This is a genomic window from Pseudomonas sp. E315 (assembly GCF_055406205.1).
Genome location: NZ_JBUZPJ010000001.1, coordinates 543,860 through 558,704 on the forward strand (window position 1 = coordinate 543,860; position 14,845 = coordinate 558,704).

At 57.1% G+C, this 14,845-nt stretch carries 12 protein-coding genes; 8 read left to right on the top strand and 4 right to left on the bottom strand.

The window, feature by feature from the left end:
- Window positions 1–12 precede the first annotated feature (12 nt).
- The gene (locus tag ACZRJQ_RS02600) at window positions 13–969 is read right to left on the bottom strand and encodes a DUF1853 family protein (RefSeq protein ID WP_463976837.1); all 957 of its coding nucleotides are present in this window, start codon (window positions 967–969) and stop codon (window positions 13–15) included.
- A gap of 104 nt (window positions 970–1,073) precedes the next feature.
- Here ACZRJQ_RS02600 and ACZRJQ_RS02605 point away from each other — a divergent pair, with 104 nt between their 5' ends.
- The 8 genes from ACZRJQ_RS02605 to ACZRJQ_RS02640 all read left to right on the top strand — a co-directional run bounded on the left by ACZRJQ_RS02605 (window position 1,074) and on the right by ACZRJQ_RS02640 (window position 9,210).
- Window positions 1,074–1,964, top strand: a complete 891-nt coding sequence (locus ACZRJQ_RS02605) for an NAD(+) kinase (protein ID WP_463976838.1) — start codon at window positions 1,074–1,076, stop codon at window positions 1,962–1,964.
- Complete coding sequence (locus ACZRJQ_RS02610) at window positions 1,964–2,935, top strand: metallophosphoesterase (RefSeq protein WP_463976839.1); 972 nt, start codon at window positions 1,964–1,966, stop codon at window positions 2,933–2,935. The genes ACZRJQ_RS02605 and ACZRJQ_RS02610 overlap by 1 nt, the downstream gene beginning before the upstream one ends.
- Complete coding sequence (locus tag ACZRJQ_RS02615) at window positions 2,932–3,804, top strand: rhomboid family intramembrane serine protease (protein WP_463976840.1); 873 nt, start codon at window positions 2,932–2,934, stop codon at window positions 3,802–3,804. Before ACZRJQ_RS02610 ends, ACZRJQ_RS02615 begins: the two co-directional genes overlap by 4 nt.
- Window positions 3,805–3,872: 68 nt before the next feature.
- Window positions 3,873–4,133 (top strand): YeaC family protein, encoded by a 261-nt coding sequence (locus ACZRJQ_RS02620; RefSeq protein WP_463976841.1) that lies wholly within the window; start codon window positions 3,873–3,875, stop codon window positions 4,131–4,133.
- Window positions 4,130–4,960, top strand: a complete 831-nt coding sequence (locus ACZRJQ_RS02625) for a DUF2797 domain-containing protein (RefSeq protein ID WP_463976842.1) — start codon at window positions 4,130–4,132, stop codon at window positions 4,958–4,960. Before ACZRJQ_RS02620 ends, ACZRJQ_RS02625 begins: the two co-directional genes overlap by 4 nt.
- A 12-nt stretch (window positions 4,961–4,972) precedes the next feature.
- Window positions 4,973–7,630, top strand: a complete 2,658-nt coding sequence (gene pepN / locus ACZRJQ_RS02630; protein WP_463976843.1) for an aminopeptidase N — start codon at window positions 4,973–4,975, stop codon at window positions 7,628–7,630.
- 118 nt (window positions 7,631–7,748) lie between these two features.
- The gene (locus tag ACZRJQ_RS02635) at window positions 7,749–8,048 is read left to right on the top strand and encodes a DUF5629 family protein (protein WP_463976844.1); all 300 of its coding nucleotides are present in this window, start codon (window positions 7,749–7,751) and stop codon (window positions 8,046–8,048) included.
- On the top strand, window positions 8,038–9,210 hold the full coding sequence (locus tag ACZRJQ_RS02640; protein ID WP_463976845.1) for a lactonase family protein: 1,173 nt from the start codon (window positions 8,038–8,040) through the stop codon (window positions 9,208–9,210). The genes ACZRJQ_RS02635 and ACZRJQ_RS02640 overlap by 11 nt, the downstream gene beginning before the upstream one ends.
- 87 nt (window positions 9,211–9,297) lie before the next feature.
- On the opposite strand, the gene ACZRJQ_RS02645 is transcribed toward ACZRJQ_RS02640, so the two are convergent.
- From ACZRJQ_RS02645 to ACZRJQ_RS02655, 3 genes are read right to left on the bottom strand one after another with little or no spacing between them, the layout of a single operon-like run.
- Window positions 9,298–9,906 carry a glutathione S-transferase gene (locus ACZRJQ_RS02645; protein ID WP_463976846.1) on the bottom strand — a complete coding sequence of 203 codons (609 nt, stop codon included), beginning with the start codon at window positions 9,904–9,906 and terminating at the stop codon, window positions 9,298–9,300.
- The gene (locus tag ACZRJQ_RS02650; protein WP_463976847.1) at window positions 9,903–13,544 is read right to left on the bottom strand and encodes an AAA family ATPase; all 3,642 of its coding nucleotides are present in this window, start codon (window positions 13,542–13,544) and stop codon (window positions 9,903–9,905) included. The genes ACZRJQ_RS02645 and ACZRJQ_RS02650 overlap by 4 nt, the downstream gene beginning before the upstream one ends.
- Window positions 13,541–14,785 (bottom strand): exonuclease SbcCD subunit D C-terminal domain-containing protein, encoded by a 1,245-nt coding sequence (locus ACZRJQ_RS02655; RefSeq protein WP_463976848.1) that lies wholly within the window; start codon window positions 14,783–14,785, stop codon window positions 13,541–13,543. Before ACZRJQ_RS02655 ends, ACZRJQ_RS02650 begins: the two co-directional genes overlap by 4 nt.
- Window positions 14,786–14,845 lie beyond the last annotated feature (60 nt).

The following is a 14,845-nucleotide window of genomic DNA, read 5'->3' on the forward strand; positions in this document are numbered from 1 at the left end:
ATGCGTCAACTTTTACTCAGACAACGTGCCAGGCACGTTGGGCCACAGGTCGGACACTAAAAAAAGACGCTCGGCTTCTTCCCAATCACCCTCGCTGTTTTCCGTTAGCCGCACTAATAACTGGGCGGGGGCTTGTGGGTGCAGTTCTTCAAGCCAAACCCTCAGTTGTTGTGCCGTCCACAAACCTTCACGGCCATAGTGCGCAGGGGCGAGCCAGGCATGTCGCGGTAATGGTTGCCAGCAACCTGCATCACTCTGCTGAATAAACGCGTGCCAGTCACGCTGGTGCAGCCAGCGCCCGCGCAGGTGCTGGGGGTGGGCGCCAACCGGGGGCTGAGCGTGCCCGGGCCACGGATAGAGCAAATAGCCACCCAGCCACATGTGTGCGCTAAACGTCTGAATATCAAGCTCAGCAAGCACCTGGCGACTTTCCGGGCGCGATGAAATAGGCAACTGGTGCTCACTGAAATGCTTGAGCTTGCGATCAAGCCGGTCGTTACTGCCTGGCCCCAGCCAGTTGGTCGGCAGGCAGGCGTCACCGTGCTGCGGCCCCAGATACAGCTTGATCGCCAACTCAAGATGGTGAGTCCCGTCCCTATCGCGCAACAGCATGTCCAGCTCACCCAGCGTGTGCCCGCCCACGCGAATCGGCAGGTTGGCAGCCACCAGCTCCACGCCCGGAGCATGCTCAATTGCAAATTGCCACAGCCGCTCGTAATAACGCCCCAGTCGGCGGGTGGTGGCCAAGGCGAGCCACTGTTGCAGGGGAGCGCTGTGTTGATCCAGTTGGCGCAACCACCGCTCAAGCAAATGGGGGGCTTGCACCCAATCGCTTCCGGCCAACGGGTGGCGTTGTGACCACGGGGTTTGGCTGAGCATGGGCGGGGCGAGAATCACCCACGCCAAATCACGCACCTCTGGGTGACGTAACAGGCGCGGCAGGTTGAGCAAGTCAGGGAAGAGGGTCATCCTGCGAGCATAGCTGTTTGCTCATGGGCTGAAAGGGTTTTGTCTATCGTCGTCTTTCGCCCATAATCGCTGTTTTCGCACGCCTTGAACCCCGCAGGAGCCTCATGGAGCAATTTCGTAATATCGGCATCATTGGTCGTCTGGGCAGTTCTCAGGTGCTCGACACGGTTCGCCGACTGAAAAAATTCCTGCTTGATCGGCACATGCACGTGATCCTCGAAGACACCATTGCTGAAGTGCTGCCCGGTCACGGCCTGCAAACCTCATCGCGCAAAATGCTCGGCGAAGTCTGCGACATGGTGATTGTGGTCGGCGGTGATGGCAGCTTGCTGGGCGCGGCTCGTGCGCTGGCTCGGCACAATGTGCCGGTACTAGGCATCAACCGTGGCAGCCTGGGCTTTTTGACGGACATCCGCCCGGATGAGCTGGAAGTCAAAGTTGCTGAGGTGCTGGACGGTCACTATCTGGTTGAAAACCGCTTTTTGTTGCAAGCCGAGGTTCGCCGTCATGGCGAGGCTATTGGTCAGGGCGATGCACTGAACGACGTGGTGCTGCACCCTGGCAAATCGACCCGCATGATTGAGTTTGAATTGCACATTGATGGTCAGTTCGTGTGCAGCCAAAAGGCCGATGGCCTGATCGTGGCAACACCCACCGGCTCTACGGCGTATGCGATGTCCGCAGGTGGCCCGATCATGCACCCTAAACTGGATGCCATTGTTATCGTGCCCATGTACCCGCACACGCTGAGCAGCCGTCCGATTGTGGTCGATGGCAACAGCGAGCTGAAAATCGTTGTTGCCAAAGACATGCAGATTTACCCGCAAGTGTCCTGTGACGGTCAAAATCACTTTACCTGTGCGCCCGGTGACACCATCACCGTGAGCAAAAAAGCGCAAAAGCTGCGCCTGATTCACCCGTTGGACCACAACTACTACGAGGTGTGTCGGACCAAGCTCGGCTGGGGTAGCCGACTGGGCGGTAGGAGCGACTGATGCTCGATCCAGCGCGCAGTTACGATTTGATCGGTGACGTGCATGGCTGTGCTCATACTCTTGAGCACCTGCTGGAGCGTCTGGGCTATCGCAAACTCGCCGGTATCTGGCGACACCCGCAACGGATGGCGGTGTTTCTCGGTGACATCATTGATCGCGGCCCGCGTATTCGCGAATCGCTGCATATTGTTTACGACATGGTGCAAGCAGGTCAGGCGCTGTGCCTGATGGGCAACCATGAATTCAACGCGCTGGGCTGGTGTACGCCGGCTCCGGCGGGCAGCGGCAAACAGTATGTGCGTGAACACAACCCGCGCCATACCCGCTTGATTCACGAAACCCTTGAGCAATTTGCCCACTATCCCGGCGAATGGCATGACTTCGTGCAATGGTTTTATGACATGCCGCTGTTTGTCGATGCCGGGCGTTTCCGGGTGGTACACGCCTGTTGGGATGCCGATGTGATTGCAACACTGCGGGCGCAATTCCCGAATGGCTGCATTGATGAGCATTTTTTACAGGCCGCCGCCGAGCCTGAAAGCTTCGCCAACATGAGCTTTAACCGGTTGTTGCGCGGCACGGATATGCGCTTGCCAGACGGCATGACCTTGACCGGTGGCGATGGTTTGACCCGGGCTTTTTTCCGTACCAAATTCTGGGAAGACGACCCAAAAACTTACGGCGACATCGTGTTTCAACCCGATGCGCTGCCTGAGCGAGTGGCACAAAAGCCGCTGTCGCCCACTGAAAAGAGCGCTTTGCTGCGCTACGGCATCGAAGAACCCATGTTGTTTGTCGGCCATTACTGGCGCAGCGGCAAGCCCGCGCCGATACGGCCTAACCTAGCCTGCCTCGATTACAGTGCTGTGTTGTATGGAAAGTTGGTGGCCTACCGTCTGGATCAAGAGCCTCGCCTTGATCCGCGCAAATTTGTATGGGTGGATGTTGAGCGCCCGGAGGCTATTCAATGAGTGCTGTTGCTGTTTTACGTTTTCCGCTATCGGTTGACCTCAGTGGTTTTGTGACCTTGCTCAAGCGCATGCAGGTTCCGCATCGGGTCAGTGAGGAGGCGGGTGAGCAAGTGTTGTGGGCGCCTGAAAGCATTGCCGAGGATGTGCGCAGCTTGTATCAGCGCTTCCCGCAGGGCGACCCGCAGCATGAGCTGCCGATTGTCGAGCGCCCACCTGCTATGGCTCGCCCAAGCGTCGCTCAGCAACTGCGTGACAGCCCGGCCACGGCTGTCATTTTGTTGCTGTGCATTATCGTGGCGGCGGTGACTCAACTGGGTGACAACCTGTCGATGTTGCGTGCGCTGACCTTTTTGGACTTCAGCATTACCGGCCAGTACATCCAGTTCATACCGTTGTCCGATACCCTGGCATCGGGCCAGTGGTGGAGATTGTTCACCCCCATGTTGATCCACTTCGGCTTCCTGCATATCGCCATGAACGGCATGTGGTACTGGGAGCTGGGGCGGCGCATTGAAATGCGGCAAGGCAGCATCAATCTGATAGGCCTGAGTTTGCTGTTTAGTCTGGTGTCCAACTGCGCGCAATACCTGTTTGGCGGCCCAAGCCTGTTTGGCGGGTTGTCCGGCGTACTGTATGGCTTGTTGGGGCACATCTGGATTTACCAACTGATGGCACCCAATCCCATGTATCGCCTGCCTCGCGGCGTATTGGTCATGATGTTGGTGTGGTTGGCGCTGTGCATGTCCGGTTTGGTATCGATGATTGGTTTTGGCCAAATTGCCAACGCCGCTCATGTGGGCGGTTTGTTGATGGGTTGTCTGACCGGTTTGCTCGGTGGGCTTTGGACTCGACGTAAACACGCAGTTTGATGAGCTATTGATTGCAGTTACCGAAGGCTGCTACAGGTCCCATAAATTTTAAAGAGTGGAAAAGAACCATGTCCTCTTTCAACGAAATGATTCAAAACATCACCCCCGATATCTACCAGAGCTTGAAACTGGCCGTTGAAATCGGTAAATGGGCCGACGGCAACAAGCTCACCGCTGAACAGCGTGAGCTGTCGCTGCAAGCCATGATCGCCTGGGAAATCCAAAACCTGCCCGAAGAAGAGCGTACCGGTTACATGGGCCCGCAAGAGTGCAGCTCCAAGTCTGAGCCCGTGCCTAACATCCTGTTCAAGTCGGATGCTATCCATTGATTGAGATTGGTCGCGGTGCAATCAGCAAAATGTCGGCAGCGTTAGGCGCGCCGACTGTTCAGTATGCGTTTCGTTTGGGCGATACCGAGGTGCCGGTCAACCCTTTGATCGGGACTAAACTGCGTCTGGAATACTTGGGGGCAATCCATTGCACCCACTGTGGGCGCAAAACCAAAAAAAGTTTCAGTCAGGGTTATTGCTACCCGTGCATGACCAAGCTTGCGCAATGTGATGTGTGCATCATGAGCCCGGAACGCTGCCACTACGAGGCCGGCACGTGCCGTGAACCCTCTTGGGGCGAGCAGTTTTGCATGACCGATCACGTGGTTTATCTGGCCAACTCCTCAGGGGTCAAAGTCGGTATTACCCGTGCCACGCAATTGCCCACGCGCTGGCTTGACCAAGGCGCCAGTCAGGCGTTACCGATCGTGCGCGTGGCGACGCGCCAGCAATCGGGGTTTGTTGAAGACTTATTCCGTTCGCAAGTGGCCGACCGCACCAATTGGCGGGCGTTGCTCAAGGGCGATGCCGAACCAGTTGATCTGGCGGCGGTGCGCGATCAGCTGTTTGAAAGCTGCGCCGAGGGCATGAACAGTTTGCAGGAGCGTTTTGGTCTGCAAGCGGTCCAACCGGTGCATGACGTTGAGCCGATCGAGATTCATTACCCGGTCGAGCATTACCCCAGCAAGATCGTCAGCTTTAATCTGGATAAAGACCCTGTGGTTGAAGGGACGCTGATGGGGATCAAGGGGCAGTACCTGATCTTCGACACCGGCGTTATCAATATTCGCAAGTACACGGCCTATCAATTGGCCGTGCATCAGTAAAAGGACTCCAGCATGCGCATCGAACAACCGCAAATGATCTACCTGAAGGACTACCAGGCGCCCGAGTACCTGATCGACGAAACGCACCTGACCTTTGAGTTGTTCGAGGACCACACGCTGGTTCATGCGCAACTGGTCATGCGCCGCAACCCGGCTCGTGGCGCAGGTTTCCCGGCACTGATGCTCGACGGGCAGCAACTTGAGCTGCTATCGGTCAAGCTCGATGATGTCGACCTCACCCCGGCTGACTACCAACTGACAGACAGCCACCTGACGTTGCACCCGACCACTGAGCACTTTGTGGTCGATACCAGCGTCAAGATTCACCCCGAATCCAATACCGCGCTGGAGGGGCTGTACAAATCTGGCGCGATGTTCTGCACCCAATGCGAAGCTGAAGGCTTTCGCAAAATCACCTATTACCTCGACCGCCCGGATGTGATGAGCACATTCACCACCACTGTGGTGGCCGAGCAGCACCGGTATCCGATCCTGCTGTCCAATGGCAACCCGATTGCCAGCGGCCCCGACGAAGATGGTCGGCACTGGGCAACCTGGGAAGACCCGTTCATGAAGCCGGCGTACCTGTTCGCTTTGGTGGCCGGCGACCTGTGGTGTGTTGAAGACACCTTCACCACCATGACGGACCGCACCGTGGCGCTGCGCATTTATGTCGAGCCTGAAAACATCGACAAGTGCCAGCACGCCATGAACAGCTTGAAGAAGTCCATGCGCTGGGACGAAGAAACCTACGGCCGTGAATACGATCTGGATATCTTCATGATCGTGGCCGTCAACGACTTCAACATGGGCGCAATGGAAAACAAGGGCCTCAATATTTTTAACTCCAGCGCTGTGCTGGCCCGCGCCGAAACGGCGACGGATGCTGCACACCAGCGGGTTGAAGCCATTGTTGCCCACGAGTATTTCCATAACTGGTCAGGTAACCGCGTGACCTGCCGTGACTGGTTCCAGTTGTCGCTCAAGGAAGGCTTCACGGTATTCCGTGATTCTCAATTCTCGGCAGACATGAACTCGCCCACGGTCAAGCGTATTCAGGACGTGGCTTACCTGCGCACGCACCAATTCGCTGAAGATGCAGGCCCAATGGCACATGCCGTTCGCCCGGACAGCTTCATTGAAATTTCCAACTTCTACACCCTGACCGTGTATGAAAAGGGTTCGGAAGTAGTACGCATGATTCACACCTTGCTTGGTGCTGAAGGCTTCCGTAAGGGCAGCGACCTGTACTTTGATCGTCATGACGGGCAGGCCGTAACCTGCGATGACTTTATCAAGGCAATGGAAGACGCCAACGGCGTTGATCTGACTCAGTTCAAGCGCTGGTACAGCCAGGCAGGCACACCGCGCCTTGTGGTCAGCGAGCAGTACGATGTTGAGCAAAAAACCTACAGCCTGACCTTCGCTCAAAGTTGCCCAGCAACCCCGGACAAGGTTGAAAAGCTTCCGTTTGTGATCCCGGTTGAGCTGGGCCTGTTGAACGCACAAGGGGTTGAATGTGCGTTGCAGTTGGCAGGTGAGCCCGACGCAGCGGGCACCTGTCGAGTGTTGGAAGTGACTGAGGCGCAACAAACCTTCACTTTCACGGGCATCACTGAAAAGCCGTTGCCTTCGCTGCTGCGCGGGTTCTCGGCCCCGGTCAAACTGAGCTTCCCTTACAGCCGCGACCAACTGATGTTCCTGATGCAGCACGACACTGATGGCTTTAATCGCTGGGATGCAGGCCAGCAATTGTCGGTTCAAGTGCTGCAAGAGCTGATTGCACAGCACCAGCGGGGCGAAACGCTGGTCATGGATCAGCGTTTGGTTCAAGCCCTGCGCAGCGTGATGAGCGATCAGCAGTTGGATCAGGCGATGGTGGCTGAAATGCTCTCGCTGCCCGGCGAGGCCTACCTCACGGAAATCAGCGAAATAGCTGATGTCGAGGCGATTCACATCGCCCGCGAGTTCGCTCGCAAGCAATTGGCCGATAGCCTGTTTGATGCGTTGTGGGCGCGCTATAAAGCAAACCGCGAGGTTTCGAAGGCCACGCCTTATGTGGCTGAAGCAGAGCACTTTGCCCGTCGCAGCCTGCAAAACATCGCGCTGTCTTACTTAATGCTCAGCGCCAAGCCTGAAGTGCTAGCGGCTGCGCTTGAGCAATTCGAGCACAGCGACAACATGACCGAGCGCCTGACAGCACTGGCGGTACTGGTTAACTCGCCGTTCGAAGCTGAAAAGGCCGCTGCTCTGGCCAGTTTTGCCGAGCACTTCAAAGACAATCCATTGGTCATGGATCAGTGGTTCAGCGTGCAGGCTGGCAGCAGCTTGCCGGGTGGGTTGCAGCGTGTTCAGCAGTTGATGACGCACCCAGCGTTTACGCTCAAAAATCCGAACAAAGTGCGCGCACTGGTTGGCGCGTTTGCCGGACAAAACCTGATCAACTTCCACGCCGCCGATGGTTCTGGCTATCGTTTTCTGGCGGATCTGGTGATCGAGCTCAATGGTTTTAACCCGCAGATTGCTTCGCGCCAACTGGCGCCACTGACTCGCTGGCGTAAATATGACAGCGCTCGTCAAGCGTTGATGAAAGCCGAACTTGAGCGCATCCGCAGCTCGGGTGAGCTGTCCAGTGACGTGTTTGAAGTGGTCAGTAAAAGCCTGGCGTAACGGTCAGGTGTGACAAGGCGCTAGTCGAGTGATCGACTAGCGCTTTTTTTATGGCTGTCACATGGGTTATGGCGTGGGTTTGACCTATCATTACGCCTTTCCTACAGGTGATAAATGAATGAGCGATTCAAACCAGACCTTGCGCGTTGCCCTTGAAACCAGCGATATGCTGGAAATCGATGGGCTTCATGCTTGGGATTTTTCTCTGGATGATGTGCAGTTGCTCATCAAGTGCATGGACGGACGCGCCGAAAAGCGCTGGAACTTGAGCGCCGCGCAATTGGAGGCGGCTGTTTTTGACCCTGCCTTGCAAAGCTGGACCTTGACGGGTGACTCGGGTGAGCACCGTCTGGTTTGTCTCAGCGCGTTGAGCGCAAGCAATGACGACGATGACACCGAGGTGGCTGATGAAGCTTAAATGGTTGCCCTTGTTGATGGCCTCAAGTGTGGGTGCGATGTCTGCACAAGCGGCTTCTGATACTGATGTTGAGCTGTTGGTTGGGTCTTACACCCAAGGCAAGAGCCAAGGCATTTATCGTTTGCAGTTTGATAGTGAAAACGGACGTATCACACCCGAACCGTTGCAAGTGTTCAAGGCGGTAAACCCGTCCTGGCTGACCCTGTCCAAAGATCAACGCCGCTTGTTTGTGGTCAATGAGAACGGGCAGGGTCAGGCGGATGTGTTCGGACGCGTCAGCAGCGTCGCCATTGACCCTAAAACCAATGAGCTGCGTTTGATCAATCAGGTCAAAACCCTTGGTGAAGAGCCAACGCACTCCAGCCTCAGCGCGGATGAGCGCTACCTGTTTGTAGCCAACTACGGGGTGCATGCGGACCCAGGTGGCAGCTTGGCAGTGGTGCCGCTTAATGCCGAAGGCCAATTGCAGGCTGTGACTCAGATGAGCAGTCACCCGGCCAGCGGTGTTAACCCTGAACGTCAGGCCTCGGCTCACGTGCACTCGGTGGTGTCGTCCCCGGATGGCAACTTCGTGTATGCCAGCGATTTGGGTGCCGACAAGGTATTTGTTTACCACTACGCACCGGCCGCCAACCCCGAGCATCCATTGGTGCCCGCCACCCCTCCCGCCATTGAGTTACCGGCGGGCAGCGGGCCACGGCACTTGTTGTTCTCCAAGGACGGCAAGCACGCTTACCTGACCACTGAAATGAGTGCGCAGGTATTTGTATTTGACTACGACAACGGTCAACTCAAGCAGCGTCAAGCGTTGGAACTGGCCCACGGCATGCCTGCAGCAAATCGTGCGGCAGGTGGTTTGCACGCCTCAGCAGACGGTAAGTTCTTGTACGTGAGCAATCGCGGCAAAGCCAACCAGATGCTGGTATTTGCAATCAACCCGGCCAATGGTGAGCTGACAGAAATTCAGCGTCGCTCGGTTGAGGGCGATCACCCGCGAGAGTTCACCCTAAGCCCCAATGGCAAGTTCTTGCTGATTGCCAACCAGATGAGCAATGACATCGTGGTCATTGAGCGCGACCCCATTACTGGCAAGCTGGGTAAAACCCTGCAAAAACTGCCGATGGACGCACCGTCTGACGTGAAGTTCATCAGCCGGCCGTAATCAATGCTGGAGCGAGCTTGCTCGCGAATGCTTCACTTCGTTTAGTGGGCGCATCGCGAGCAAGCGCGTTCCTGCAGTGGCAGGGTGTCAGGCCTTGCGCATGACCGAGGTGAACAACGCTGAGGTCAAAAAGCGTTCTAGCCAGTCTTTAAGCTGTGGGTAGGGCGCTTGCTCAAACCACAAACGGTCGACATGAGCAAACTGGCGCACAAATGGCGCCAGCGCCACATCGGCTAAGCTCAAGTCAGGGCCAGTCAAGCAATCGGACTGCTCAAGTAACCCCTCCAGACGCGTTAAAAACACTTCGCCTTGTGCCCGGTAATGCTCCATTGAGTGCTCGGGATAACGGATGGCGTACTTGTAACGATCCAGTTGCACCTTGAATCGAAGGTCGTTTTCTTCGATCAGCTCAGCAATCAAGTGCTGCGCCGTAGGATTGCCCTGTTTTAGCCAGTTGTGCGGGTCATGTTGGGCCAGCGCCCACTGCATGATGTCCAGGCTTTGCTCGATCACTTGACCATCGGCGCAGGCCAATACGGGCACTGTGCCTTTGGGTGAAATCGCCAGCATCGGAGCAGGTTTGGCTTTGAGACTGACCTCCACAATCGACAGCGGCACGCCGCAGTAACGCAGCGCCATGCGCGCTCGCATGGCGTAAGGGCAGCGACGGAACGAATACAACAGGTGCTGCGTCATTTGACCTCCACCGTGCTCAAGCCATTGCCCTGACGACGTACTTGAATCTGTACCGGAATACGCTCGTGCATCTCTTGTACGTGGGAAATAACCGCGACCTTACGGCCTTGTGCTTGCAAACCGTCGAGCGCATCCATTGCCAATTGCAACGACTCGGGGTCGAGGCTGCCGAACCCTTCGTCAATAAACAATGATTCGATCTTCAACGTACTGGACGCCATCGACGCAAGGCCCAGGGCCAATGCCAGTGACACCAAAAAGGTTTCGCCGCCTGACAGCGAATGAACAGACCGTAGTTCATCGCCCATTTCGGTGTCCATCACCAACAACCCCAACATGCTGCCACCGCGTTTCAAGCGATAACGGCGAACCAGTTGGCGCAGTTGCGCATTGGCGTGATGCACCAACAGGTCGAGGTTGTAGGCTTGGGCGATTTTGCGGAACTTGTCACCCGTACCAGAACCGATCAAGTCACTGAGCCGGGCCCAGCGTTGCCACTCGTCATAGGCTTGGCTGATACGGTGTGCCAGCGCCTGATTAGCCTCTTGGCGCCGCTGGTCTTCAGCTTGTTGCGCGCGCAGCTCGGCCGCCTGTTGCTCGCTGAGGGTGATGTGCGTGTGTAGCTCATTCAAGGCTGCATCAAGCGCTTCAACACTGAGCGCGCCATTGGCATGAGCGTGATGCTGGGTCAGCCGTTGCTCGCGTTCTTGCAGCAAGACATGGGCCTGTTCGACCGCCTTCTCGCGGGTGTGCAATTGTTGGCGTAACTCGCGTATTTGCGGTTCGTCATACGCCAGCAATTGCTGTAGATGACGGTCATCGACCTCGCTGTGTTGCGCCCGCCACTGGGCCACTTGGGTGCTTAAGGTGTGATGCTCCTGTTGCAGGGCAAGCAGTCGGTCTTGTTGCGCCTTGAGCTCGCCGGCCAATTGAATCAACTGACTGGCAGTGGCTTGCAGCGCCTGATCGGCTTGAGTGTGGGCCAAACGGGCTTGCTCAACGGCGTGTTCTAGCTGGTGCTGCCAATGTTCGGCGCTGGCGTGTTCCCCCAGTAAGTTCTTGAGTGCTTGCTGGCTTGAGTGTTGCTGCGTGGTGAGGTCGGCAACGCTATGTTGCAACGCGTCCAGCGCTTTGGTGTTGTTGGCTTGCTGATCGTGTTCGCGCAGGATTTTTTGCGCTCGTTCAGTCAGTTCTGACTGTTCGTCACGCTGCTGCTCCAGATGGGCCAACCGCTGAGCCACTTGCTGATCAAGAGCCATAAAGCAGGCTGGTGCGTTATCGCGCAGGGCTGTGAGGGTCGCATCAGGCAATATGTTGGCAAAGTCTGCGAGTTCTTCTTCAAGGCGTTGTGTGTCGGACTTGAGCCCCAGCTGTTGTTCGGTCAATTGCTGCGCGGCAGTCTGGCTCAACTCACTGCTGCGCTGCAGTTGTTGTTGCAACAAGGCGGCTTCTTTTTGCAGGGCAAGCAAGGTGTTTTGCCGTTGTTCATCCTGCTGGATGCTGTGCTGTAACTGGCCCAAGCGTTGAGTCAGCCAATGCTCACGCTTGGCGGGGGGTTGTGCCTGCCATTGCGGGTACAGCGGATGGGCCTCAAGGCTGGGGGCCAGAGTTTGTTGCTCTTCGATGATGTGCTGGTGCTGACCAAGAAATTCGCGGTGCTGGGCATTGATGCCACCGACCTTTTCTCGCAACTGAATCAGCGTTTCTTTGAGCCCGTCAACGGTTTTGCGGGCATTGGTTTCTTCTTGCTCATCATGGCGAGACAAACTCTGTAGCAGCGCTTCGGGCTGGTGATACGGGTGCTCATGGCTGCCGCACACCGGGCAGGGTTGGTCGTCCTGCAAGTGCGCCCGCAGCTCTTCGACGCTGGCACTGCGCGCCAGGCGCTGGCGCTCAAGCAACTGCTGAGTGATCTGCAGGATTTGCTCGGCTGCCTCGAACTGTTTTTTTGTGTGGGTGCCTTGCTCGATCAGGTGTTCGCGTTCGCCCTGAAGGGTTTGCAGCTTGAGTTGCACGGCCTGTAAACGCTCATCAAGCGCGAGCTGACTGCTGCACAGGCGTTGTAAGGCTTCGAAGTCACGTTGTTGTTTGCGGCTTTCGTTGAGCAAGCTGCTGAGCGTCTGGACTTGCTCATTGACCGCATGGGGTTCGGCCCCGGCTTCTTGAAATAGAATTTCCAGACTGCTGCGCAGCTCGTTCAACTGCTGTGCTGCGTCGTTGGCGCGCTGCTCAAGCGCGACCAACTCTTTGCTGCCCGTGCTCAGGTTGTTACTTAGGCGCACCAACTGCTGTAAGTGCGGACGATAAGCGTCCCAAGCACTGGCCAGCGGCGCAAGCTCACGGCTGAGCTCCAACTGCGTCGCAATTTGGGCAAGACGCTCAGTGCCTTGTTGTTGGCGTTCCAGCAAGCCATTGAGCGCCTGTTGACCCTGGGCGCAGGCCTGCTCGGCTTGCTGCTTGAGGGTATGTTGTGCGTTGAGTGTGTCAGTCAAGCGGCTGAGGTTAGCGTGCTCCAAATGCGCTTGTTGCATGCGCGGCGCACTTTCACGCTGCTCGGTTTGTGCTTGGCTGGCTGCCAGTTGTGCCGCGTCCAGGGTTTGCTTGAGCTGGACTTGGCACTGGCTGAGTTCGGTTTGCTGCTGAAGATGAGCGTCGATCTGCGCGGCCAGTGGGCTCAGTTGCGCTTGCAGCTCAGCCACTCGTGCAAATTGATGGCGTTGCGGGGCCAGTTGCTCCAGCAGCTCAAGGGTGTGGCGCTGTGGTGCCTGCGCGCTCCATTGCGCTTGGGCCTGTTGCAACTGTTCGGTTGCGTTGCTGTGTTGCTCTTGCAGTTCGCGCAGCACCTTGAGCCAAGAGTGTTGCTGCTCCAACTGTTTGAGTTGGCTTTGCTGGGTTTTGAGCTGTTGTTGCGCTTCATTGAAACGCTGATCCAACTGCGTTCGCGCTTCGGGCTCAAGAGGGGTGACGCCGATGGCTTGATCCTGCAACTGCTTGTGAACGTCGCGAGCTTCTTTGGCTTTGTCGAACGCACGTTTGCCCAAGCGGGTGTAGAGCGCCGTGTCGGTGAGTTTTTCAAGCAGTTCGCTGCGTTCGTTGTCGTCAGCCTTGAGGAAGGCGCTGAACTCACTTTGCGCGAGCAGAACGGCGCGGGTGAACTGCTCAAAGTTGAGCCCCAGCCGGGCTTCGAGCTGGAGTTTGTAATCACCTTTCTGACTGGCCAGCAGTTGGTCGCTGTCCAAATCACGCAGGCTTTGGCGACTGGCTTGCAGTTTGCCAGTGGCCTTTTCTCGGGCGCGATTGGCTTCCCAGCGGGCGCGATAACGACGGCCATCAATGCCCAGAAAATCGACTTCGGCATAACCTTCACCGGTGCCGCGGCGTAAGAGGGTGCGCGGGTCGCCGGTGGCGATTTCACCGTCCAGATCCGGGACTTTGGCGTCGCGGCCGGTGTTGTTCAGGCGCGGTACGGCGCCAAACAACGCCAGACACAAGGCGTCAAGCAAGGTGCTTTTGCCCGCGCCTGTAGGGCCGGTAATGGCAAACAGACCCGCGCTGGCCAATGGTTCGGCAGTGAAGTCCAGTTCGAACGGCCCCGCCAGTGAAGCGAGGTTTTTTAAGCGAATGGCCAGAATTTTCATGGCTGCTCGCCCTCCAGTTGTACTTCTTGCAGCAGCACAGCAAAGTCCTTGAGGGTTTGTTCATCCGCTTGGCTGCCATAGCTGTCTTGCCACGCTTGGCTGAACAGCTCCTGTGGTGTCAATTGGTCAAGCTCAATCAGCCGCGAAGCGTCTTGCTCCCCGGTGCTCCCCCCGTTGCCGGCATATTCGGCGGCGATACGCACTAAACGTACAGACTTGGCCTGCAAGGCGGTTTCGATTTGCTGTCGCAGGTCGGGTTGCGGCTCATCCAGCGTGACTCGAATTTCGAGCCACGGCTGGCGCTGGGTATCGGCCAGCAGGTCGATATCGGGGAGTTCAACCAGCTGTTTAAGAATGTCGGCCAAGGGGGCTGGGCCAATGCGTTGCAGGTTCACCGCACGGGGGATGATCCGCGACTCAACGCTGACTAATGTTTCGCCTTGCAGTTGCACGTCGAGGATTTGGTGTTGGTAACCGATTTCTGAGAATGACAGTGGAATAGGGGAGCCGCAGTAGCGGATTCGGTCTTCGCTGTTCACCCGTTGCGGCTTGTGCAAATGACCCAGTGCGACGTAGCTGATGCTGGGGCCGAACAGGCTGGCGGGCAGTGCTTCGGCGTTGCCGATAATCAGGCTGCGCTCGGAGTCTTCGGAGATCGAGCCGCCCGCCATGTGTGCGTGGCTGATGGCGATCAGCGCTTGCCCCGGCTGGCGCTTGGCGTTGGCGGCTTCAATCAGCCATTCGTGAACTTGACCGATGCCGCGCAGGTAGTCATCACCCAAGTGCGCACCTGTGACTTCGGCAGGGCGCAGAAAGGGTAGCGCCAAGCACCATGCGCCAATCTCGCCTGAGGCGTCTGGCAGTGGGATCAGCAGGCGCTCGGCATCCAGTTGGCCATCATCGAGCCAAAGCACCCGACCCAGAGCATGAGCCCGCAAACGGCGCATCAGCGGCGCAGGCAATTCGATGCGCGAGCCGGAGTCGTGGTTGCCGGCAATCATCACGATGGTCAGTGTGGGCTGTTGCTCATGGGCGCTGACGATGAAGTCGTAGAGCCGTTCTTGGGCTTTTACCGGCGGGTTGACGGTGTCAAAAATGTCACCAGCAATCAGCAGGGCATCAGGTTGCTCACTGGCCAACTGAGCCAGTAGCCAGGTTAGAAAACAGGCGTGTTCGAAGTCGCGATCCTGGCCGTGGAGGTTTTGCCCCAAGTGCCAGTCAGAAGTGTGAAACAGGCGCATAACAACATCCGTCAAAAATGGGTTTCGCCCGCTCTAGGGGCGAAACAGCAACCCCGGCGC

Excerpts from the sequence above, each read along its gene's own strand:
- pepN (WP_463976843.1), top strand. The coding sequence starts at position 4,973 with ATGCGCATCGAACAACCGCAAATGATCTACCTGAAGGACTACCAGGCG.
- ACZRJQ_RS02600 (WP_463976837.1), bottom strand. The coding sequence starts at position 969 with ATGACCCTCTTCCCTGACTTGCTCAACCTGCCGCGCCTGTTACGTCAC.
- ACZRJQ_RS02620 (WP_463976841.1), top strand. The coding sequence starts at position 3,873 with ATGTCCTCTTTCAACGAAATGATTCAAAACATCACCCCCGATATCTAC.
- ACZRJQ_RS02640 (WP_463976845.1), top strand. The coding sequence starts at position 8,038 with ATGAAGCTTAAATGGTTGCCCTTGTTGATGGCCTCAAGTGTGGGTGCG.
- ACZRJQ_RS02635 (WP_463976844.1), top strand. The coding sequence starts at position 7,749 with ATGAGCGATTCAAACCAGACCTTGCGCGTTGCCCTTGAAACCAGCGAT.
- ACZRJQ_RS02615 (WP_463976840.1), top strand. The coding sequence starts at position 2,932 with ATGAGTGCTGTTGCTGTTTTACGTTTTCCGCTATCGGTTGACCTCAGT.
- ACZRJQ_RS02650 (WP_463976847.1), bottom strand. The coding sequence starts at position 13,544 with ATGAAAATTCTGGCCATTCGCTTAAAAAACCTCGCTTCACTGGCGGGG.
- ACZRJQ_RS02610 (WP_463976839.1), top strand. The coding sequence starts at position 1,964 with ATGCTCGATCCAGCGCGCAGTTACGATTTGATCGGTGACGTGCATGGC.
- ACZRJQ_RS02605 (WP_463976838.1), top strand. The coding sequence starts at position 1,074 with ATGGAGCAATTTCGTAATATCGGCATCATTGGTCGTCTGGGCAGTTCT.
- ACZRJQ_RS02645 (WP_463976846.1), bottom strand. The coding sequence starts at position 9,906 with ATGACGCAGCACCTGTTGTATTCGTTCCGTCGCTGCCCTTACGCCATG.
- ACZRJQ_RS02655 (WP_463976848.1), bottom strand. The coding sequence starts at position 14,785 with ATGCGCCTGTTTCACACTTCTGACTGGCACTTGGGGCAAAACCTCCAC.